14 protein-coding genes are annotated in these 23,099 nt (G+C 60.1%); 7 read left to right on the top strand and 7 right to left on the bottom strand.

Annotation, left to right across the window (positions count from 1 at the left end; genetic code table 11):
- Positions 1 to 40: 40 nt before the first annotated feature.
- From plsB to QMG46_RS01465, 3 genes are all read right to left on the bottom strand, one after another.
- Positions 41 to 2,668: a glycerol-3-phosphate 1-O-acyltransferase PlsB gene (gene plsB, locus QMG46_RS01475; RefSeq protein WP_281850664.1), complete on the bottom strand. Its 2,628-nt coding sequence runs from the start codon at positions 2,666 to 2,668 to the stop codon at positions 41 to 43.
- Positions 2,669 to 2,701: 33 nt separating this feature from the next.
- A complete protein-coding gene (locus QMG46_RS01470) occupies positions 2,702 to 3,649 on the bottom strand; it encodes a hypothetical protein (RefSeq protein WP_281850663.1) in 948 nt (315 codons plus the stop codon).
- Between the two features lie 294 nt (positions 3,650 to 3,943).
- Positions 3,944 to 4,849: an HAD family acid phosphatase gene (locus QMG46_RS01465; protein WP_281850662.1), complete on the bottom strand. Its 906-nt coding sequence runs from the start codon at positions 4,847 to 4,849 to the stop codon at positions 3,944 to 3,946.
- 144 nt (positions 4,850 to 4,993) lie between these two features.
- Between QMG46_RS01465 and QMG46_RS01460 the strand changes: the two genes are divergently transcribed.
- From QMG46_RS01460 to QMG46_RS01445, 4 genes are all read left to right on the top strand, one after another.
- The gene (locus QMG46_RS01460; RefSeq protein WP_281850661.1) at positions 4,994 to 6,025 is read left to right on the top strand and encodes an AI-2E family transporter; all 1,032 of its coding nucleotides are present in this window, start codon (positions 4,994 to 4,996) and stop codon (positions 6,023 to 6,025) included.
- Positions 6,026 to 6,162: 137 nt separating this feature from the next.
- Positions 6,163 to 6,435, top strand: a complete 273-nt coding sequence (locus QMG46_RS01455) for a hypothetical protein (protein ID WP_281850660.1) — start codon at positions 6,163 to 6,165, stop codon at positions 6,433 to 6,435.
- Between the two features lie 227 nt (positions 6,436 to 6,662).
- Positions 6,663 to 9,803: a TonB-dependent receptor gene (locus QMG46_RS01450; protein WP_281850659.1), complete on the top strand. Its 3,141-nt coding sequence runs from the start codon at positions 6,663 to 6,665 to the stop codon at positions 9,801 to 9,803.
- Between the two features lie 381 nt (positions 9,804 to 10,184).
- Positions 10,185 to 13,013, top strand: a complete 2,829-nt coding sequence (locus QMG46_RS01445; RefSeq protein ID WP_281850658.1) for a TonB-dependent receptor domain-containing protein — start codon at positions 10,185 to 10,187, stop codon at positions 13,011 to 13,013.
- Between the two features lie 58 nt (positions 13,014 to 13,071).
- Here the strand turns inward: QMG46_RS01445 and QMG46_RS01440 are convergent, their stop codons facing one another.
- The 3 genes from QMG46_RS01440 to QMG46_RS01430 form a co-directional block, all read right to left on the bottom strand.
- On the bottom strand, positions 13,072 to 14,646 hold the full coding sequence (locus QMG46_RS01440; RefSeq protein WP_281850657.1) for a tetratricopeptide repeat-containing sulfotransferase family protein: 1,575 nt from the start codon (positions 14,644 to 14,646) through the stop codon (positions 13,072 to 13,074).
- Between the two features lie 460 nt (positions 14,647 to 15,106).
- Complete coding sequence (locus tag QMG46_RS01435; RefSeq protein WP_281850656.1) at positions 15,107 to 16,681, bottom strand: tetratricopeptide repeat-containing sulfotransferase family protein; 1,575 nt, start codon at positions 16,679 to 16,681, stop codon at positions 15,107 to 15,109.
- An 86-nt stretch (positions 16,682 to 16,767) separates the two neighbouring features.
- Positions 16,768 to 18,750: a UvrD-helicase domain-containing protein gene (locus QMG46_RS01430; RefSeq protein ID WP_281850655.1), complete on the bottom strand. Its 1,983-nt coding sequence runs from the start codon at positions 18,748 to 18,750 to the stop codon at positions 16,768 to 16,770.
- A 112-nt stretch (positions 18,751 to 18,862) separates the two neighbouring features.
- On the opposite strand from QMG46_RS01430, the gene QMG46_RS01425 reads away from it, so the two are divergent.
- The 3 genes from QMG46_RS01425 to QMG46_RS01415 are packed head-to-tail and all read left to right on the top strand — an operon-like array spanning position 18,863 to position 21,669.
- Positions 18,863 to 20,203: an NAD(P)/FAD-dependent oxidoreductase gene (locus QMG46_RS01425; protein WP_281850654.1), complete on the top strand. Its 1,341-nt coding sequence runs from the start codon at positions 18,863 to 18,865 to the stop codon at positions 20,201 to 20,203.
- A gap of 36 nt (positions 20,204 to 20,239) precedes the next feature.
- Positions 20,240 to 20,872, top strand: a complete 633-nt coding sequence (locus tag QMG46_RS01420) for a thymidine kinase (protein WP_281850653.1) — start codon at positions 20,240 to 20,242, stop codon at positions 20,870 to 20,872.
- A 32-nt stretch (positions 20,873 to 20,904) separates the two neighbouring features.
- Positions 20,905 to 21,669 carry a hypothetical protein gene (locus QMG46_RS01415; RefSeq protein WP_281850652.1) on the top strand — a complete coding sequence of 255 codons (765 nt, stop codon included), beginning with the start codon at positions 20,905 to 20,907 and terminating at the stop codon, positions 21,667 to 21,669.
- Positions 21,670 to 21,714: 45 nt separating this feature from the next.
- On the opposite strand, the gene QMG46_RS01410 is transcribed toward QMG46_RS01415, so the two are convergent.
- Positions 21,715 to 22,983, bottom strand: a complete 1,269-nt coding sequence (locus QMG46_RS01410; protein WP_281850651.1) for a phosphoinositide-specific phospholipase C-related protein — start codon at positions 22,981 to 22,983, stop codon at positions 21,715 to 21,717.
- Between the last annotated feature and the right edge of the window lie 116 nt (positions 22,984 to 23,099).

Here is a 23,099-nt window from a genome sequence, read left to right as displayed (position 1 = left end):
GGGTGAGGTCAGCTCGTCATCTACGAGCGACCTCGTTCTTTCAGCGTGAATCCTTCTCCGATTCTGTCGCTGCATGCTGTTCGTGTTCGTTGGCGACATGCCGCTCGTGCAACATCTCGCTGGTATTCGCCGCGCTGGCGGTGGTTTCTTCTTCGGTCAGCACGCCTTCCTTCTCGTTGTCGCCGCCCGGGGTGATCTTCAGGATCGAGTGGCGCACTTCGCGCGACAGAATCACGCGCGCATCGCGCACCATGTCTTCGAGCGCGCGGTCATAGTCGAGCTTGCCGTTTTCGTCGGTGGTCAGGACGCGGCTTTCGCGCAGCTTCTGGATGAAACCACGGAACAGCGCCTTGTCGAAGAACTCCGGCGCGGACAATTCGTTGAGCAGGCTCAGGCGTTGCGCCGTCAGCGCGCACGCGTTTTCCAGCTCGGCAGCGGTCAGCGTATGCGGGCCGTTCTTTACCAGCGCCGCGATGGTGATGTAGTAGCGCTCGAACGCCTGAATGAGCGTGCGCGCGATCACCTTGAGCTGATAGGCGCCGTCATCCTGGCCGGGGCCGCGTTCGAGTACGCGGCCTTCACCGGTCGATTCGAGCAGGCCGCGACGCACGAAGAAGTCGATGGTTGCCTGCAGCTGCTGCGAGAAACCTTCGGCATCCCAGGGCAGGAACAGCTCGCCTTGGATAAACGGATAGATGATCTTGCCCAGTCGCAGGATCGACACGCGCGTCATGCGACGGTTGTTGAGGAAACAGCAGGCGACCCATGCCGCGGTGGCGGTCAGGTGCAGGACGTTGTTGCGGAAATAGCTCAGCAATACCGCCTGTTCGTCCTCGGTGACCAGCACGTCGCCCAGCGGATGACGCACACGGCGAATCCAGCCCATCTGCTCGCCGTAGGCGATGATGCCGGCCGGGTCCATCGGGGTCAGCGTGACGCGGTCGGAGTAGGGCAGCTCGGCGATCAAGGCCTTCATCAGCTCCAGCTGCACCAGCAGATCGTTCTCGGCCATCGCATGCTTGGGCGTGGCCAGTAAGGCAAGTGCGAGCAGGTTGATCGGGTTGACGTCCGCCGCGCGGTTGATATTGATCTGGATCTTGTCGGCCAGGCTGTCGACCACGCTGTTGAGCCATTCCGGCTTGGCATCGGGATCGCCGCTGGCGGCTCGCCAATCGGAGCCGGTAGCGTCGAGCAGCGGGGTCAGCTCGATCGGCTCGCCGAAATTCAGCGCGACATGGCCGTAGTGTTGGCGCAACACCTTGAGGCCACGCAACAGACCGAGCAGCGATTCTTTTTCTTTGGGTTTGCCGGACAGCTCACCCGCATACGATTTGCCTTCCATCAGCTTCTCGTAGCCGATGTAGACAGGCTGGAACAGCACCGGGCGGCGTGGCGCGCGCAGGAACGCACGCACCGTCATCACCAGCATGCCGGCACGCGGAGCAAGCAGGCGACCCGTGCGCGAACGGCCGCCTTCGATGAAGTACTCGATCGGTACGCCACGATCGATCAGCTGCGCCAGGTACTCGTTGAACACCACCGAATACAGCGCGTTGCCCTTGAAGCTGCGGCGCAGGAAAAACGCGCCGCCACGGCGCAGGATCGGTCCGATCACCGGCAGGTTGAGGTTGACGCCTGCGGCAATATGCGGCACCACGACGCCAGCCATATGCAGCTGATAGCTCAGCAACAGGTAATCGGTATGGCTACGATGGCAAGGTACGTACACCACTTCGTGGCCGGGCGCGGCGGCGCGGGCCTTGTCGAAATGATGCATGGCGATACCGTCGTACAACTTGTTCCAGAAGTTCGACAGCAGGAACGAGACCGAGCGCACTACCGGATGCGAATAGTCCGCGGCGATTTCCATCGCCAGCTTGCGCGCCTTGCTCCATGCCTTGGCATGGCTCAAGTTCTCTTTGCTCATCGACGCGGCAATAGCTTCGCGCACCGGCTCGGCATTGAGTACGGCGTCGACCACGGTGCGGCGATGCGACAGATCGGGTCCGATCACTGCCGCGCGAATACGACGGAAATGCGTGCGCAGGACGCGTGCCAGCTTGCGCGCAAAGCGCTCCGGCCGTACGTCGCCTGCATCGTTGACCACGCTGCGCAACGACACCGGGGCGGAGAAGTGCACGGCCGTATCGCGGCCGTTGAGCAGCAGCGCCAGCATGCGGCGGAAGCGGCCGACGACGACCCAGTTTTCCGAGAACAGCACGCTGAACCAGCCGCTCTCGCGGTTGGGCGCGCGGCCGACATAGATCGACACGGGAACGATCTGGATGTCGCGATCGGGCTGTGCCTCCAGCGAGCGCACCAGCTGGCCGAGGGGTTCGTTCGGGGCACGGTGACGGTTGCGTCCGAACAGCCAGCCGTCGCGGCGTGCCAGCGCAAACACCGATCGCCGGCGCCGCGTGCCGGCGAGTGGCTGCATCGGGCTGGGCAGGCCGGCCTCACGGCAGGCGCGCTCGAGGATCAGCGCGTCGGACAGCCCATCGCGCTCGATGACATAGCAGACCGGCACGCCAGGCTGCAGCATGGCAGCCGGTTCGGCCGGATCGCGCCGCAGGCGCACCCAGGGTTCAAGAATCTGTCCGGCCAGGTGAAACCACCAGGGGGAACGGCTACGGGAGGCGGTGGAATCCGCGGTCGAGATAGTCGGCATGCCGCTATTGTAACTATTGCGGCGCTCCGCCTCTTAAGAACTCGTTTTGGCGGTGACCGTCGATGCGGCCGGCGCAGGCGCCGCCGTGGTGCTCGGTGCCGGCTCGCTGAGCCGCTTATGCGTCTCGCGGGCGTTCTTGAGCAGGTCCTCGCTGTACCAGCGGCCGTCTTGCTGGATCAGCACCGATTCGGTCGAAAGCGGCTTGCCCAGCAGGACATAGTCGATCTTTACGCGGGCGTGGCCGTTGGCGTTCTCGATCGTACTGAGCTTGACCGAGTCCCAGGTCTGGTCCAGCGACAGGCCATAGAGATTCAACACCTGCTTCAAGCCTTCATAGCCGATCGAATATTTCTGCATAGCGGTGACGAAATCCATGCCGCGCAGCTCATCGGCCGATTTCAGATCCAGCTTGCGCGCCGTGGCAACGACAATGGCGATGCTCTGCTTGGCCTTGTCCTGGTCGAACCATGGCGCCTGCTGCACCCAGGGCGCCAGTGTGTCGACGACCGCATTGGCCTGCGCTTTCTGCGTGGCGGTCATGTTCTTGTCCTGCTCCACGCCGGTTTTGGCGATCTGCTGGACGATGCCGATCATCACCGGCATCTGGTCGCGGTACTGCTGGGAGAGCTGTACAAGCTTTGGCTTGAGTTCGGCGTAACGCTTGTTTTCCGCATCCGGCTCGGTCCAGGCGGTGTAGTTCTTGGTGAACTCGGCCCGTTGTTCGTCGGTAAGCGGCTGGCGGTCGGGATCGGGTTTGCTCCAATCCAGTTGGAGCGTGGTGAAGTCCGTGGGCGGCAAGGCGTGCTTCCAGAACCCGCCGAAGTCGCCGTTCTTGATCAGGGTGACCGACTGCTGCACGGCCGCTTCCGGCGTCTCGCCGCCCGGTGTCGCGGCTTGCTGCTGGTCCTTGTCATGGCAGGCGCCAAGAGCCAGGGCGGTGGCGGCGATAAACAGAAACGACCGAAAGCGAAGGCTGCGCATGGGTGATCTCGCGGTGAGTGGCTGTTCGCAGCCAGGCGGGACGGCCGGCGGAGCGTATAGGTGGGGGCAGCGCCTAAACAAGAGGCGGAAGGCGCGTCTGATGGCCCTAAAAGAAAACCCGCGGGCGTTGGGCCTCGCGGGGTAATCCGGCAGAGCCGGAAGGGAAATGGCCTCGCCTGCAGTGAATTAGAGGTCAGCAGGATTTGGCGAGAGAGATATTACTTCTCCGTTAAAGCTAAGGCAATACCTTACATATATATATCTAAGCTATTGATATTCAACGATTGTCTTGAGTCAGTTGTAGCGCAGCGCGCCGATCTTCTGCTGCCGGCGCTGTTCGCGGGGCAGGCTCCAGTCATTGTTGAACAGCGCCGGCTCCCACGAACCGTAGCTCGGGTTCGGCAGCACGAACCAGCGCGTGCCGATCCAGGCCATATACGGAGCGATGGCCTTCTGGCGACCTTCGGTGGTGTTGGCCAGCACGTTCGCGAAATCGCCGATCTGATCGCCGAACTGCATCAGCACGCGATATTTGCGACTGATCAGCTGGCGGCGGCAACCCTTCTCCGTGCCGACCTGCTCGCAGTCCTGCACAAAGGTGCCCAGGCCGAGGAAGGCTTCCGGGCCCGATACCGGCACGCCCGCCTTGCGCAGGTTGCCAAGGGTGGCTTCGTCCAGATCCTTGGCGCGGTTGGATACGTAGATCACCGCAATGCCGTGTTTTGCGGCGAACTGGGTGAACTCCACCACGCCCGGCAGGGCGCGTGCTTTTTCTTCCTTGCACCAGGCCGCCCAGTCGGCTTCATTGAATTCGCCGCCGCTCTTGATCAGGCGCGCCTGGTAAGGCGAGTTGTCCAATACGGTCTCGTCGATATCCAGCACTACGGCAGGCTTCAGACCGGCAGCGGGAGCGACACGGTCGTCCTTGGCCAGCGCGTCCCATTGCTTGTCTTTCATCGCCGCCAGCAACCGGCTCTGCGCATCGCGGTAGGTCTGCAGGTAAATCAGGTCATGCTCGACAGCCGTCTGGGTCCAGGCGACTGCATTGAGATTGTCGTCGGCAGGCGTCGCGGGTGTGGACGCAGCGGGGAGGGCCGGCTCCGTTGTCGTCGATGCATGGGCATCGCGGTGAGACGGAGCGGACGAGCAACCGGCGAGCAGAACGAGCGCGGCGAGCGTTGCCGATGAACGGATAGACATGCTTTGGACCCTGTGGCTGAGACAAACGGATAATCTCGCTAAAGTTTACGACAGCACTGTGTCTGAACAGATCCCGGGGTGGCAGGGCTGGCGATAGCGGCGAGGTACTGACAGACTCCCCGCAATTTCCTATGCGGCCGATCCATGGACCTTCATCAGCCCGCCCCGCGCCCCGCGCAGCCTGTCATCACCGTCGCCAGCTACATCCTGGTGGGCCTGGGCCTGCTGTTGATCCTGCTGCTGCACCTGTTGCCGGCGTTGCTGGCCGGGCTGCTGGTATTCGAGCTGGTGCAGTCGCTGGCGCCGTTGCTGGGGCGGCGCATCCCCAGCGATCGCGCACGCGTGCTGGTGGTGGCGGTGCTTGGCGCGATCGTGGTCGGCCTGCTGATGCTGCTGATTCTTAGCACCGTCAGCTTTTTGCGCAACGAGATCGGCAATCCCGAGCAGCTGTGGCAGGTCCAGCTGATGCCGCTGGTCGAAAAGGCCCGCCAGCAACTTCCGCCGTCGATCACCGGTTGGCTTCCCGACAGCGTCGACGATCTGCGCATCATGGCGTTGGAGCTGACCCGCAAGCATGCAAGCAGCTTGCAGTTGCTGGGCAAGGGTGCCGCACGCGCCCTGGTGCATATTCTTATCGGCCTGGTACTTGGTGCGATCGTCGCCTTGAGCCGTGCACGGCCAGCGCATCAGGTCGGCCCGCTGGCCGCCGCCATGGGGCTGCGTTGTCAGCGGCTGGCCGAGGCGTTTCACAACATCGTGTTCGCGCAGATCAAGATTTCAGTCGTCAATACGGTCTTCACCGCGATTTTCCTGGTCGTTGTGCTGCCCTTGGCCGGTATCCATCTGCCGCTGACCAAGACCTTGATCCTGGTGACCTTCCTCGCCGGCCTTTTGCCCGTGATCGGCAACCTGATCTCCAACACCGCCATCACCGTCGTCGGGCTGTCGGTATCGCTATGGGTAGGCGTCGCGGCGCTGGCTTTCCTGATACTGATCCACAAGCTCGAGTACTTCCTCAATGCGCGCATCGTCGGCACGCAGATTCGAGCACGGGCGTGGGAACTGCTGATTGCCATGCTGGTGATGGAGGCCGCATTCGGGCTGGCCGGACTGATCGCCGCGCCTATCTATTACGCGTATCTCAAGAGTGAGCTGGAGCAGGAGAGGCTCGTCTGATACGCAAGAATGGTCGATCGCAAAGGCTGGGTCCGCAAGTTGAAGCGAATCGCAGGATATTGTTGCAGTTGAAACGATAGACTCGTTAGCTAATTTGCCGATGTGTCTGCGCATAAACCGTGCCCCGGCGGCCAGGCATGATTTCACCCTGGCGGACATCCGATCGAAAAACACGATCCACCGCAGACGATGAAGGCGATGTTGCCCGTGACCGTTGCTATCGCTCGAATCTGGCGAGGTTCACTGCCTTTGCATTTCCGAAATTTCATTGCCTGATTTATGGGCTGAATAAATCGATATTTAAATTACAGTCCATTTTATTTATCGGCTATTGCGCGGATATAAAAATAAACATTTTAGCCATCGAAAGAAAAAGCGAATCACAAGAAGTTTCGATGGCAAGAACTTGAAAAAAAAGGCGCAAAATATAGGGGTTTCGTGAGAAAAAAACGAAACTTGAACATTTCTCTTGAATACGTATTCTCGGGATCAAGCGGCCCTGTGGTGGAGGGTATTCGCGCTGCGTCGGTGGGGTACTGAGCAGGCGAATTAACCAGGGCCGACACAAGAACACCTAGCCGAATTTTTGCTGTTAGGTTTTTTGCTTTTTTTCGAGATTTTCGAGGGGAGTACCTACATGTCTATGCAGTACGCACGTTTCGCGCGTAAGAAGATTGTTTTGTCCGTTGCCCTGGCGCTGGGCGTCTATGGTGGCGCCGTCATGGCGCAGAGCACCGTGGGTATCGCCTACGGTACGGCCGATCCTGGCGCGCAGGTGCAGCTGACCAATGTGAGCAGTGGCCAGGTACGCACCATCACGGCCGATAACGATGGCCGTTTCCGTGCCGCGGCGCTTGTCCCGGGCAACTATCACATCAGTTATCCGCAAAAAGGCCAGACGGTTACGCGCGACATCACCGTTTCGGCCGGTACCGGCTTCAATCTGGATGCCGGTACCGCGGTAGCAGCGGCGAGCGCCAATGCGACCCAGCTGGGTTCGATCACCGTCCAGGCCAATGCCCTTCCGGCGATCGACGTGTCCTCCGTGCAGACCACCACCACCTTCACGGCCGATCAGCTCAAGTCGCTCCCTATCGCCCGCAACGTGACGGCTGCGGCATTGCTCGCGCCAGGTGTGACGCGTGGCGACTCGGCTTTCGGTAACCTGGCGTCCTTCGGCGGTTCGTCCGTTGCGGAGAACTCGTACTACGTCAACGGCTTCAACGTCACCAACCAGTTCGATTCGCTTAGCTTCGCGCAGGTGCCGTATGAAGCGATCGACTCGGAAAACATCCAGGATGGCGCGTTCGGTCCGGAATACGGCAACTCCACCGGCGGTGTGATCTCGATCCAGACCAAGCAGGGTACGAACGAGTGGAAGGGTGGTATCGACGACACCTGGAATCCGATCGGTCTGCAGGGCAGCTTCCCGACGGTGTACAAGAACAACGGTACATTGCAGCAGGTCAATAGCGGCAATCGCAACTATGCCTCCGCCAACAGCAACACGCCCGGTAGCCCGGTCGACTTCAGCAATCGCTGGAGCGCCTGGTTGGGCGGTCCGCTGATCAAGGACAAGTTGTTCATCTTTGCCCTGGTCAGTCAGACCAAGACCAACGACCAGAGCTACGGCACCTACATTCCTGATGGCGGCACCAATGGCGGCGGCTTCCAGCAGACGGAAGAAAAAGATCCGTACTACCTGGTCAAGCTGAACTGGAACATCAACGAGGACAACATCCTCGAGTACACCGGTTTCAGCGATACCCGTCACTACAGCACGGACGTCTACAACTACGGTTTCGACGCGAACAACAACCCCTATCATTTCGATCAACAGGGTGTGTACAACCAGAAAGCCGGTGGCCAGACCAATATTCTCAAGTACACCGGCTACATCACTGACAGCTTCAACGTCCAGGTGCAGTACGGCAAGAGCAAGAACAAGCGCATCAATACCGCCGTCTCGGCGAACGGCACGGTGGAAAGCTACGATGGCGTCCTTGCCGACGCCCCGTTCGCGCCCGGTTGCCCGGCGATCAACGACCGGCGCAATCCGGTCGTCGCGGGCCAGCTCGCGCCGATCCAGTCGTGCGCTTTCGTGCCAGGTGGTTCGCTCACCAGTGCAAACGGCGAAGACTCCCGTTCCAGCGGCCGTATCGACCTGCAGTGGAAAGTGGGCGACCACGAACTGTCCGGCGGTTTCACGCGTGATGTGACCAAGTCCAATACGGGTACCGTCTACGAAGGCGGCGCTCTGTACGAGTACGACCCGCTGTCGCCGACCTCGGGCGCGTCTCCGGCGGACAACACCGTCACCCAGACGGTGTTCGCGACGGGCGCCAAGGTGGGTATCACGCAGCGTGCCGAGTATGTGCAAGACATGTGGCACGTCACGGACAACTTCGTCGCGCGTCTGGGCTTGCGCAACGACCAGTTCAACAACCGCAATGGCCTGGGCCAGACCTACCTCAGCCAGGGTCACAATCTCCAACCGCGCCTGGGCGTGTCCTGGGACGTGAATGGCGATTCCTCGACCAAGCTGTATGCCAGCGCCGGTGACTACTCGCTGCCGGTCGATGCGGGCGTGGCTATCCGTGGCGCAGCCGCTTCGCTGTATCGCATCCAGACCTACAACTACACGAGCATCGATCCGACGACCGGCGTGCCGCAAGGCCTGACCCCGATCGGCGATCCGCTCTATGCCAACGGCGAAACCGGTGTGACGCCGCCCGCGCAGTCGGTCGCTTCGTCCGGTCTCAAGCCCTTCAAGCAGCGTGAGTTCATCCTGGGTGGCCAGCAGCAGCTCGCCGGCTGGACGCTGGGTGCCAAGGCGATCTATCGCAAGGTGTTGACGGGTATCGACGACACCTGCGACTTCCGTCCGGTCGCCGCATATGCCAACGCCACGTATGGCATGGCTCTGGATCCGAACTCGCTGTCGCCTCCGGGTGACAATCCGGGCTTGCCGGGTTGCTATATCTTCAATCCGGGCAGCGGTATCAACCTGCAGCTGCCGTTGATGGCGGGCAGCAGCCAGCTCTATCCGGTTCACCTGAGCGCGGCCCAGCTCGGCGAGCCCAAGTACAAGCGTGACTACTACGCCCTGCAGTTGACGGCGGAAAAGAACTTCGACGACAAGTTCTATCTGAACGTCTCTTACGTGTGGGCCAAGTCCTGGGGTAACTCGGAAGGTCTGGTGGACTCGAACATCGGTCAGGCCGACACGGGTACATCGGAGCTGTTCGACTATCCGGAACTCATGACCGGTGCCAACGGCAATCAGCCGAACGATCGCCGTCACACGCTGAAGGCGTTCGGTGCGTGGAACATCACCAACGAGTGGCAGCTGGGCGCGAACTTCGTCTGGCAGTCCGGTCGTCCGGAGAACTGCTACGGCGATGCGCCGATCGATAACGTGATCGGCGGTTACGGTTCGGGTGGCGCCTCGGCGTACCTGTATTGCACGGCTGCCGACGGTACGAACGGTCACACCGCGCCGCGCGGTTCGATCGGCACCACGCCGAACTACTGGCAGCTGGACCTCAACGGTTCGTATAAGCCGCAGTGGGCCAAGGGCGTGACGCTGCGTGCGACCGTGTTCAACGTGTTCAACAAGCACCAGGTGTTGACCGTCAACGAAATCCAGAACGCGAACTACAATTCGGACCTGGGTATCGCCGGCAGCACGTTCAATTCGTCGACCTTCCTGACCCCGACCGGGTTCCAGCCGCCGCGTTACGTGCAGCTCAACGCGGAATACGACTTCTCGCTGTAAACACCAGGCCTGCCTTTGGGCGGGGCCATATCAAGCCGCACGGACCTCGAGTCCGTGCGGCTTTTTTGTTTTCCCGGATGGTTCGGAGCCATGTGCCATTTGGCACAGGCGATATCGCCGTAAGTTTCGCGAAACCTATATTGGTAAGCAAATACAGAGGGTTATAAAAAACCCTACCTGTTTGAGGGTGTGAAAAAATCACAACAAAATGTTGCGTGCGCGAAATGTCCATGTTAAACAGTTGTCAAGCACGACTGTCTGAATTTGGGGTCAGGCACATAAGGGGACACGGGCCTCGTCGCGCCACGTTTCGAGGGAAGGGAAGCCAGGAGGAGGCTCCCTCGGAAATCTTCAAGTAGAAAAGCTTTAGGGGAGTTACCAATGTTGAAGTCCAAGCTTTCGGCTGCCGTTTTGGTGGCTTTGGCGGTTGGCTATTCCAGCGCGTACGCTGCTGGTGCACCGCAAGACACGCAAAGTGATCAGTCGGCCGATGCCAGCAAGGCCAAGAAACTCGAAGCCGTTACGGTTACCGGCTCGCTGATTCCGCAGACCCAGGTTGAAACGGCTACGCCGGTTATCACCATCACAGCCAGTGACCTGAAGGCCAAGGGCTTCACCACAGTCGCCGAGGCGCTGCAGCAATCGTCGTTCGCGACGGGCGCGGTGCAGGGTGCGAACTTCTCGGGCGGCTTCACCCAGACGGCGCAGACCCTCAGCATTTTCGGTTTGCCGGTCGGCTTCGTGAAATACCTGATCGACGGTCGCCCGATGGGTGACTTCCCGGCACTCTACAACGGTAGTGACGCCTTCAATAACTTGAGCGGCCTGCCGGTCGAGATGGTCGATCACATCGACATCCTGCCGGGCGGCCAATCGTCGCTGTACGGTTCGGACGCTATCGCAGGCGTCATCAACATCGTGCTGAAGAAGAAGCTCGATGCGCCGGTGCTCGATGTGCGCTACGGCTGGCACAAGGATGGCGGTGGCGCTGATCGCCGCGTGTACCTGGCCGACAGCTTTACCTGGGGCAAGCTGAACGTGTTGGCCGGCGTGCAGTTCGAAAGCACGCAGCCCATCTGGGGCTTCGATCGCAGCCTGACCCGGCAGTACTACCAGCAGGGCACCAGCCCGGCGGTGGCCAGCCGTGACTATCTGGTGCTGAGCGAATATCAGGGTACCGGTTATCAGGACCCGAACGTGCTCAATCCCGGCGTTGGCTGCTCCAACGTAAGCAGCCTATATGGCGGCAAAACGGCGTACCAGAGCCGTGCGGGCAGCGGCAATTATTGCGGCGAGTTTGTCAGCCCGGGCTATGCCACGCTGACCACGGATCAAAAGACGGCCAACCTTTATACCCATGCAACGTTCGACGTGAACGACAACGTCCAGTTGTATGGCGATCTGCTCTACAACTACGACGAACAGAAGTATCAGCCGGGCTCCAACTTCATGTTCTGGAGCACCCAGGACTATGGCCTGATCTACGATCAGAAGCTGCAAGATCTGGTGCTGCTGCAGCACGCTTTCTCGCCCGAGGAAGTGGGTGGCTATAAGAACATCGAAGACAAAAACACCGAGAACTCCTACAACCTCAATCTGGGTGTCAAGGGTACGTTCGGATCTTCGAAGTGGGACTACGACCTCGGCTTCACGCATTCTCAGGATCAACTGTTGTCGCGCACGTTCCAGCGCTTCAAGGGGCCGATCGACGCCTACTTCCAGAGCCATGTGTTGGGCCCGCAGCAGGGTCTGGACCCGCTGTTCAACTACTACCCGGTGTTTTCGCCCAACTACAATGCTTTCTATCAGCCGGTCTCCCAGGCTGATTTTGACAGCTTCACGGGCTATACCTCGACACGTTCAAAGACGTGGGACAACATGCTGCGCGCGCAGATCACCAACGCGTCGCTGTTCTCCCTGCCCGGCGGCGACGCCGGCTTGGCGATCGTGGCTGAAGGCGGCAACCAGGGTTGGGATTACTCGCCGGACGCGCGTGTACTGAACAACCAAGTCTGGGGTTTCACCGACGTGCAGGGTGCGGGCCATCGTTCGCGTTGGGCGACCACCGCCGAGTTCAGCGCACCGATCACCTCGATGTTGACGGTCGATCTGTCCGGTCGCTATGACAACTACAAGGTTCTGAACAAGGACGTGGACCATGGCACGTACAACATCGGTCTGGAGTTCCGTCCGTTCGAAATGCTGCTGATCCGTGGCAAGTACGGCACGGCATTCAAGGTGCCTACGCTCGCCGATGAGTTCCAGGGCCAGAGCGGTAGCTACTCTTTCGTGACCGACTACACGAACTGCGCCATTGACGGCGCGACCCCGGACAAGATCGCAGCGTGTAAGCCCAAGTACAGTTCCGTTCAGTACTTCGGCACCACCAACGGTGATCCGACGCTGAAGCCGATCACGGCCAAGGTGTGGAACTACGGCTTCGTCCTTGCGCCGCTGCCGCAGATGTCGTTGAGCGTGGATTACTACCACTACAACATCAAGAACGAGGTCGCGCCTCAGTTCGCGGATAACCTGTCGCTGAAGGAATATCAGTGCAGCATCGGCCAGATCGATCCGAACTCGCCGACCTGTCTGAATGCCGTGGCCTCGATCACCCGTGGCCCGTCGACCGATGGCGTACATCTGGGCACGATTCAGTCCATCTATACGCCGAAGGTGAACGTATCGCAGGAACTGGTGAACGCGGTCGTGGCGAACTTCGGTTATATCCAGGACATCGGCCGCTTCGGAAAGCTGTCGTTCAATACTTCTTACAGCAACGTGTTGAAGCACGAGCTTGAGCAGTTCCCTGGCGACCCGCCGATCGACGAGTTGCGCGATCCGGAGTTCAGCACGGATTTCAAGACCAAGGTCAATGCGTCGATCACCTGGACGTATGACAAGTGGAGCACCACCCTCTATGGCAATCGCTATGGTTCGACGCCGAACTTTGTCGCGACCCAGGTGGGCTACGGTGCGCCGAACGCTGGCAAGCTTGCGCCGTGGTTCGTTTACAACGCGAGTGTGACGTTCAACCCGACCGATAACCTGGCCTTGTCGTTCCTGGTGGATAACGTGTTCAACAACATGCCGCCGGTAGATCATAGCTATCCGGGTACCGAGGGCACACCGTACAACTCGCTCAACTACAACGTGAACGGTCGCGCTTATTACGTCCAGGCGACTTACAAGTTCGGCAAGGCAAACTGATCTGCCTTTGATTGAAAAAAAGCCCCGCGGATAGCGGGGCTTTTTTTTGTGCTTGAATTCATTCGATGGGGATGCCCGCCTCGAGCAAAAGGGCCTTCAGCTCGCCCAGTTGCGGCTCATAGCGGCGCCATCGATCGACGGATTTTCGATTCATGGGTTCGCGAACCTGTGCTGCGCTGGCCGTGGCCACCGGCGCAGCGTTCTCGTGAAACCTCAGACAGGCGTCGTCCCAGGTCAATCCGCAGAAGGAAATGATTTCCCGCGAGCCTTGTTCCTGGGCATCGACCAGGGATTCGTAGTCGACCTCCAGGATGCGGCCGGGAAGAACGCGACGCCAATGCGACATGAGGCGATCGAATAAAATGTAGTAGCGACCTACGTCAAGCAAATCGAATGTGTAATCGAAAAATGGCGAGGTAAGCGTAAACAGTTGTCTGAAATTGCTAAGACACGAGTCCATCGGATTGCGGCGCAGGCAGATGATCTTTGCCTTGGGTAAAGCCTTCGCTATAAAGCCTGCATAGAGAAAGTTATGCGGAAGCTTGTCGATGAACCGGGGTCGAGAGCCCGTGAGCGGTCGGGTGCTATCGATATAACTTCGACCCACAGCTTCCCAGTCGAGATCGCTTGCGTGTGCAATGGTGTCGGGATCGAGAAGCAAGGGTGTCCGGCTTCGAGATGCCTGTTTTAGAACCGCGCTGAAGTTAGACAACTCGCCCGCGGTATAGACATCCGGGTGGCTGCTTACGATTCTCTCGACCAGGGTCGTTCCGCTGCGGGGCATGCCGATAATAAAAATCGGCTCATCGGTCAAAAAGCCTCTCGACTCGGTAACAGGCTCGGAAAATGCGGTCATCAAGGACTCGAAAATTTCTTTGTCTTGACCGCTCGAATAAGCACGCGATTTTCCGGCCGCAGTCTTACCTTTGGTGAGGTGGTCGAAAGCATTCGGATAATCCGCCAGATCCTCCAGCTCCTTGGCAAGTGCGAGATGGAGATACATGTTTGCCGAAAGATCGCTTCCGGCACCGGCCAGTGCGTTCTCCAAACGAGTAACGTGATTGCTCGATGGCGTCTGCTTGCGGATCTGGGCCAAGGTCAGGTTGGCATTCCATCGCGTCGGCTCGAGCTCCAGGCAGCGTTCCAGTTCGTTCTCCGCAGTGGCCAGCTCACCCGCGGAGATCAGCGCAGTGGCGTAGTTGAAGCGAAACAGGCCGACATGGGGGGCCAGTTCCACAACCTGGCGAAAGACGGCCGTGGCACGGTCATACGCGTTGCAAAACGAGAACACGACACCCAGGGTGTCGAGTGTCGCCGCATCCCGCGGTTGCAGCGCCATGGCCCGATTGGCAACCGTCAATGCCTCACTGGTTCTATGCAGGGCGATCAGCGTTTTTGCGTACTGGACGGCGTATCGGCTATTTGTCGGATCGAGCTGGGTCGCCCGGGCCATATGTTGTGCGGCGAGCTGCGGTATCCGCAACTCAAGTGCCGCTACCCCGGTTAGGTAATGCAATCCAGCATGTTCCGGAGCGATCGGAATCAATTTCGCCGTGTGCTCAAGTAAGCCACGCCAGTCCTGTCGATTGAAGGCTGCTAGTGCCTGTTCATAGGTTTGCGCGGGATCGGTCATAGACAAAGGCCAATACGGAATTTAGATTCGATCATGTTAACTGGTAGCTACCACCATGGGTTACAAACTTGCCACACGCCAGTGTCGCCATGATGGTTGCGATATGCGGCTTGGCAGCCTCACAGGCCACTTCCTTAGTCGTGGATTCGACATAATTAAGGCGCCGAAGGTGAAGTAGCAATGATTATTTGGAATCGAGTTTATCTATTGATTCTGCCGCGATGGGCGGAGATGCTTTGCCCGTTCAAAAGATCACTTGCGAATCCTTTGCATGCAAGCGGGATACACCATGTACTGGCGGCAGGTCGATGCAATTAGCTGGGTCGTAGCTTTGGCTTTGATGGTCGGTGCTTCCTCGGTAATGGCAACGGCAGGTGTATTTGGATTCAGTCGACAATAGCGATCTATGCGTCGTTGCTCCGCCATTGGCGTGGCTTTTTTTGGATCGCTGTCCGGTAGCTCAGTCGACCGCGATCCCTTCGCCGCGCAGGAGCGCGTGCAACTCGACCAGTTGCTCTTCGTAGTTGCGCCAGCGATCGATGGTCCGGCGGTTCATTGGCTCTCTTACCTGGACTGCGCTGGCCGTAGCGACCGGCGATGCGTTCTGGTGGAAATCGAGACAGGCATCGTTCCACGAAAGGCCGCAGAACTGGATGATCTCGCGCGAGCCGGCCTCCTGGGCGTCAACCAGCGCCTCGTATTCGACTTCGAGGATGCGGCCTGGCAGCACGTGTTGCCAATGCGCCATCAGACGATCGAACAACACGTAGTACCGCCCCACGTTGAGCAGATCGAATGAATAGTCGTAGTACGGCGAGCTGAGCGTGAACAGTTGTCTGAAGTTGCTCAGGCAAGTATCCATCGGGTGCCGGCGCAGGCAGATGATCTTGGCTTTCGGTAGCGCCTTGGCGATAAAGCCGGCATAGAGGAAGTTGTGTGGAAGCTTGTCAATGAAGCGTGGCTTCGATCCGGTCAACGGTCGCGTGCTGTCGATATAGCGTTGTCCGATTTGCTGCCAGTCGAGCTGAAGCGAGCGAGTGACAGTGTCCGGGTCTAGCAGCGAGAATGTCTGGCTGCCGGAGGAGCGCTTCAATACGACGCCGAAATTCTGTAGCTCGCCCGCCGAAAAGACGTCCGGATGGCTGCTGATGATGCGTTCCACCACGGTGGTGCCGCTGCGCGGCATGCCGGTGATGAAGATGGGTTCGTCGGTGTCGTAGCCCGAGGTCTCGGCGAGGGGGTTAGGGAAGGCTTCGACCAACGCCGAGAAGAGCGCTTCGTCGCGAGCTATCGAATAACTCTTGGTGCGCCCGCCGGCCGCCTTGCCTTGAGTAAAGTGTGCGAAGGCATGGGGATAATCCGCTAAGTCTTCGTACTCCTTGCCCAGGGCCAAATGCAGATGCATGCTGGCCTGAAGGTCAGAGCCAGTTCTTGGCAGCAAGTCCCGCAGACGAGCCACGTGATTGTGCGTCGATGTCTGGCGACGAATCTGGGCGAGCGTGAGGTGTGCGTTCCAGAAGGCCGGGTTGATCGTGATGCAGCTTTCGAGCTGCTCCTCTGCGTCGGCGAGGTTGCCAACCGCGATCAGGGTCGTCGCGTAGTTGAAGCGGTACTGCGCGTTCTTTGGCTCCAGGGCGACTACTTGCTGAAATGCATCGGCGGCTGGCTGATATGCATTGCACAGCGAAAAAACCACGCCCAGGGTATCGAGCGTCTGGGCATCGCGTGGGACCAGGGCCATGGTCCGATGCGCCGTCGTAAGGGCTTCCTTGGTCATTCGGAGCGAAAGCAGCGACCTGGCAAATTGCGCGCCGTAGTTACCGTTCCTGGGTTCGAGTTCACTCGCGTAGCCAAGATGGGTTACGGCCGCGGGCAGCAGTTGCAGCTCCAGGGACGCCACGCCATTCAAGTAATGCAAGGCAGCATGATCTGGAGCCAGGGGCAGGAGTTTGTTGGTGAGGTCGAGTGCGTTGCGCCAATCGCGCCGGTTGAAGGCAGCGATCGCCTGTTCGTACATCTGCTTTGGATCTGACATGTACTTCACGCCCGATCAGTGAAAGATTCCAGTTAGCGCATTCCAGGCGTGAGGCAAAAATAACACCGTCACGCCATCGTCAAACATCAGTTTCCAGCCAGCATCGCCGCAATCTTCGCCATGTGCGACTCGGCCGTCTCGCGCACGACCTCCTTGTCCGCCTCCGGATCCTTGCCCTGCCAATGCAGGTCGTCCTGCGGTAATTCGTGCAGGAAGCGGCTGGGTTGGTTGCTGTGCACTTCGCCGTAGCGTTTGGTCTTGGCCGACCACGAGAGGGTCAGCATTTCCTTGGCACGGGTGATGCCGACGTACATCAGGCGGCGCTCTTCGTCGATGCGGCCTTCGTCAATCGCGCCATCATGCGGCAAGGTGCCGTCTTCGCAGCCGACGATAAAGACGAAGCGAAATTCCAGCCCTTTGGCAGAGTGCAGGGTCATCATGCGCACCGCGTTGCCGGGCTCGTCGCGGTCGGCATGGCTGAGCAGGGCGAGTTGGGCGGCGAGGTCGCCGGCGCTGTTGTTGCCCTTCTGCATGGCGCGGAACCAGTCGGCCAGTTCGCGCAGGTTGCCCAGGCGGCGTTCGCGCAATGTGGCGTCGGTGGTGCTGGTGGCGATCTGCGCGGCGTAACCGGTACGCTTGAGAATGGTTTCGACCAGATCGGCGGCGCTTTCGTGTTGTGCTGCGCTGCGCAGTTCGTCGAGGAGGTTGGTGAACGATGCCAGTGCAGCGGCAGGGCGTGGCGTGAGCTGGCGCAAGACGGCGTCGCTGCGGGCCGCATCGAGCAGAGATGCGTGCTTGGTCTGCGCGATCTGGCCGAGTTTTTCCAGCGTGGTGGCGCCGATCTCGCGCTTGGGTACGTTGACTACGCGCAGAAACGCCGCGTCGTCGCTAGGATTGGTCAACAGGCGCAAGTAGCAAAGCAGATCTTTGACTTCGGCGCGGTCCAGGAACGACAGTGCGCCGGTGAGGTGATACGGAATGCGTGCCAGACGCAGTGCTTTCTCCAGCGGGCGCGCCTGGAAATTACCGCGATAAAGGATGGCGATATCGTGCCAGCGTGCCTTGTGCTTTTCCGCCAGGGTGGTGGCGATGGCGGCGACGCGTTCGGCTTCGTGTTCGTTTTCCTTGCACTCCAGCACGCGGATCTGCGGGCCTTCCGGGTGGTCGCTCCACAGTTTCTTTTCGTGCAGATGCGGGTTGTTGGCGATCAGCTTGTTGGCCGCGCGCAGGATGCGCTTGCCGCAGCGATAGTTCTGTTCCAGCTTGATTACGCGCAGGTTCGGCCAGTCGCGGCCGAGCTGGTCGATATTTTCCGGATTGGCGCCGCGCCAGGCATAGATCGACTGGTCGTCGTCGCCCACGCAGGTGATGCGGCCGCGCTCGCCAGCCAACGCCTTGAGCAACCGGTATTGGGCATCGTTGGTGTCCTGGTATTCGTCGACCAGCAGATAGCGCAGGCGTTCGCGCCAGCCATCGCGGCATTCGGTGTCGTTCTCCAGGATATTCAGCGGCAGGCGGATCAGGTCGTCGAAATCCACCGCGTTGAATGCCGCCAGGCGGGCCTGATACAGCTCGTAGATCATCGCCGCATCCTGCTCGCGCGGGCTGCGCGCGGCCGCCTGCGCCTGGGCCGGCGACAGGCCCGAGTTCTTGGCGCGGCTGACCAGGTTGCGCAGCGCGAACAGGGCGTCGGGCTTGATGCCCTTGGGCGCCAGCTCCTTGATGATGCTTTCGCTGTCGTCGGCGTCGAGTACCGAGAAGCCTTTGCGCAGATTGGCGCGCGCGTGCTCGATCTGCAGGAATTTCAGACCCAGCGCGTGGAAGGTACATACGGTCAGGGCTGCTGCGTCCTCGCTGCTGATCAGCTTGGCCACGCGCTCGCGCATTTCCTTGGCCGCCTTGTTGGTAAAGGTGATCGCGGCGATCTTGGCGGCGGGAAGCTTCTTGCGCGCAATCAGGTACGCGATTTTCTGCGTGATCACCGAGGTCTTGCCGGAACCCGCGCCGGCAAGCACCAGTAGCGGGCTGTCGCAGTGTTCGACGGCGGCCAATTGTTGCGGATTGAGCATGATCGGGACGATGCGAGAGGCGGCACCCGATGTTACCAGAGCCTACCTGCTACGCTTGGAGGCTTGGGAACAATGGATGGGCGCCATAGAGGGCGGGCCAGGGGACGAAAGCATGACGAATCAGGACGATGCAGCGTTCGAGCGTTGCGATGTGGCCATCATTGGCGGCGGGCCGGCGGGGAGTACGGCCGCGACGCTGCTGGCCCGACGGGGTTACAAGGTGGTGGTGCTGGAGAAAGCCCATCATCCGCGGTTTCATATCGGCGAGTCCTTGCTGCCGATGAACCTGCCGGTGTTCGAACGCCTTGGGGTGCTGGACAAGGTGCGCGCCATGGGCGTGTACAAGGCCGGCGCGGATTTCGAGGCGGACAACGCGCGCGGCTACAACACCTATGCTTTCAGCCGCGTGGTTGGAGAAAGCCCGCCGCATGCATTCCAGGTATGGCGCCAGGATTTCGACCAGATGCTGTTCAAGCACGCGTGCGAGAGCGGGGCCGATGGCCGCGAGGGACACGAGGTAGTGCAGGTCGAGCAGACCGGTTCGCGTGAGTCGCATCTGGAAGTACGTAGCGACGACGGACGCACCTACAAGCTGGCAACACGTTATGTCGTCGATGCCAGTGGCCGCGATGCTCTGCTGTCGCGTCGCAAGAAGCTCAAGCGCAAGAATCCGGAGCACCAGAGCGCGGCCATCTTCGGCCACTTCCACAATGCGACCTATCGCAGTGGCGAGGACGCCGGCAACATCAGCATCTACAGCTTTGCGCATGGCTGGATGTGGATGATCCCGCTGCCCGACGGCGTGATGAGCGTGGGCGCGGTATGTCGCCCCGATTACCTCAAGCAGCGCCGTGGCAGCCCGGCCGAGTTTCTGCTGGAGACGCTGCGGTCGAACCCGGCGCTGTGGGAGCGCGTGCGCCAGGCCGAGTTGATCGGCGACGAGGTACGCGTCACCGGCAACTACTCCTATGACTCCGGACGCATGGGCGGTCCAGGCTGGCTGCTGATCGGCGACGCCTTCGCCTTTCTCGATCCGGTGTTCTCCTCGGGCGTGTACCTGGCCATGAGCGGTGCCGAGAATGCCGTGGCGGTGATCGACCAGGCCCTGCGCGAGCCACGGCAGGAAATGCGCCTGATCCGCCGGCTGGAGCGCCGCCAACGTGCCGGCATGCGACGTTTCGCGTTCTTTATCTACCGGTTCAACGGCCCGGTGATGCAGCACCTGTTTCGCAATTCCAAAGGGTTCCTGCAGCTGGACCAAGGCGTTACCTCGATGCTGGCCGGCGATGTCTTCGACTCGTTCCCGGTGTGGTGGCGCCTGCAGGTGTTCAGGCTGGTCTACGCGATCCATGCCTTGTGCGATCGCTCGCGCTGGGCGGCCGAGCGCAAGCTGCGCCTTGCGCAGGCCCGAACGGCCTTCACCGGGGGAACGACTCAGGTAGACGACGCCTGACGGGGTTACCATGTGCACCTGTTTGATAGGTGCACCATGGCCAAGCTCTATTTCTACTATTCGGCGATGAATGCCGGAAAGACCACCACGCTGCTGCAAAGCGCGTACAACTATCACGAGCGTGGCATGCGCACGTTGATCCTCACGCCGGCGCTGGACAACCGCTTTGGCGAGGGTGTCGTGGCCTCGCGCATTGGCCTGAAGGCGAATGCGCGGCGGTTCTCCGGCGAGGAGGATCTGTTCGCCATGGTACAGGCCGATATCGCCGCGCAAGGTGCCTTGCACTGCGTATTCGTCGACGAGGCGCAGTTTCTGACCAAGGCACAGGTCTGGCAGCTCTCCGATGTCGTGGACAAGCTGAACATACCGGTGCTGGCCTATGGCCTGCGTACGGATTTCCGCGGCGAGTTGTTCGATGGGAGCCGTTATCTGTTGGCCTGGGCGGACAACCTGGAGGAGATCAAGACGATCTGCCATACCGGGCGCAAGGCCACCATGGTGGTTCGCGTAGATGAACAGGGCCGCGCCGTCACCGACGGCCCGCAGGTTGAGATCGGCGGCAATGACCGCTATGTCTCGGTCAGCCGCGCCGAGTTCAAGAACATCACCGAGGGGCACGGTCGCATCGAATTGCAGCAGACCGTGCTGCCGCTGGGCGAGCGGCCCTGAGCCCTCGCGTTGTCACCACAAGGATTCCCCCTATGAGCAAGCCCGTCATCATCCCCGCCTGGCAGCGCCCGCACTGGCAGCCCAGCGACGAAGAAATCCTGCTGCAGTTCTATGTCTTCGGCAATTTCGGCACCGGCCGCCCGCCGATGCAGGACTATGGCAGCGACGGCTTGCCGCATGGCGTGGAGATGACCAGCTACCACCACAATGCGCTGCGCCAGTGGGAAGGCTACCCGCTCAAGGGCGGCCTGGGTCGCATGCTCAAGGAAGACGCCGCCGAGGCATACAAGCTGGCGCTCGACGCACCGCAGGTGCTGGTGATCCGTGGCCGCATCAAGGACAGCCAGGCGACCGGCTATCTGCGTGATACGTTCGGTGTGATGGCGGCCCTGCTCGACGTGGGCGGCACCGCGATTTTCGACCCACAGATCGTCAGTCTGCTCGATGCGGACGCATGGCGTCGCCGTTACCTCATCGCCGATGGCGCGCCCACGCGCAACCATCTGCTAATCATGCGCGACGGCGAAGACCAGCTCGGCCGGTCCTGGGTTCATACGCGTGGCATGCGCAAGTTCGGTCGACCGGATATCAGCCTGCGTAACGTGCCCGATCGTGATATCGACCGCGCAGGGCAGTTATGCGAACGGCTGGCCGACATGCAGGCGCTCGGTGCCCACTTTGTCGATGGCCAGTCGCTGGAAGCCGAGGGCGTGCCGGGTCTTGTCGCCAAGCTGGGCGGTGACTTCGAGCATCCTGATTTCAACAACACCTACGTCGAATTTCTCTGGCCGGATTGATCCTGCTGCCAGGGCGCGCTGGATGTCGCGCCCTGGCGTTCGCTGTCATGGGCGGCTGCTCGGCGGATCGATCACGATGCGTGAGATCTTTCCGTCCAGCCCGTTCTTGCGGCGATAGGTGATTTCCCAATCTGCATTTGTGCCGGTGGTTTCGAAGCTCGGGACGATCAGGTTGGTGACGTCTTTGCGCAGCACAATCGTGGTGTAGTCGTCGCTTGTATTGCCATCTGGCGAGTCATAGACGCTGATGCGTGTTCCTGCCGGCAAGTTGGCAATGCGGGCGGAGCGAGCCTCGTCATTTTCGCAACCCGTGAAGTCGCCATTTTTGATATTCGCGTCGATATGAACGCGACCGGGTACTCCGCAAACGATATCTCCACCGGCAGCGTTGTCTCTGTAGAAGATCACGCCTCCCTGAGTCACCACACCGGAAAATGCCAGGCCGTCGCCCTGCTCGTAGTGGTCGACAGCGATGAAGTTTGGCTTGCGCATGGCAGGGATCGCGCAATAGTTGTCGACACGATCGAGCAGTCGGTCAAAGCGATTGTCCAGCCGCGCGTGCAAACCCAGGCTCACGCCATGAAACTGATTCATGACAAAGAGCCGGTTCCATGCCTTGCCCGGAAAGGCGACGTTCTTGCGATCGAGGGGAATGTCGCTCCAGCGGCTCTTGCAGGTGTAGTCGTGGGTGAAGATCGTGTCGCCCAGGCTCCAGTAGTTTTCAACGGTGCCGTCAGTACTTGCCATGATGTGCACGTTACCTTCGTCGACCGCGAAATCGCCGCTGTTGTCGCTATTCAGATTGAAAATCAGCAAGCGTTGTCCAGCACCGATCATTTGTCGCGGCGTGGGCCAATCGGGTGTATCCCATGTTTGCGGATCGAACGTCATGCTTGCCAGGCCTGGCACGCCATTGAGTGCGGTATGAAGCATGCTGCGTGAAGCGCCATCCTCCACATGCAAGGTCAATATGGCATCTGGATGGGTTCGTAAAAAGGGCATGATTTGCTCGTTGAACGTTGCTTCCAACGTCAGCTCGCCGGAAAGGCAAACGCTGTGGCATAGATAAATCCGTCCGCGTGATTGGACGAAATCGAGCATCAAGCCCCGCACGCCATCGCGCAATTGCTCGGGTATGCGGTAGGTCTGGTTTGGAACCGGGGTGAATCCATAGTTGAACGCGTTGTGCGTAGTCAGCCAGGTGTATCGATCAAAAGGAAGATCGAACGTATCGATAAAAGGAGCGGCCGTATTACTTGCCGCTGCGCCAAATGAAATAGCCCAGAGAAGTATCGATATAGGTATGTTGCGCACGAAAGATCCCTGAGCCGACGCCGGCTCATATTCTTTATCGCAAGCTTTGCCGGGGTTACTCGTTCACGGACGAAGTTGGCGTGGGGTCAAGCTGAAAAGCTTCAGTGTGGTCGTGG

This window comes from Dyella sp. GSA-30, from assembly GCF_027924605.1.
Classification (GTDB): Bacteria; Pseudomonadota; Gammaproteobacteria; order Xanthomonadales; family Rhodanobacteraceae; genus GSA-30.
Note: the sequence above shows the minus strand (reverse complement) of the source record. Positions and strands in the feature narration are given on the sequence as shown.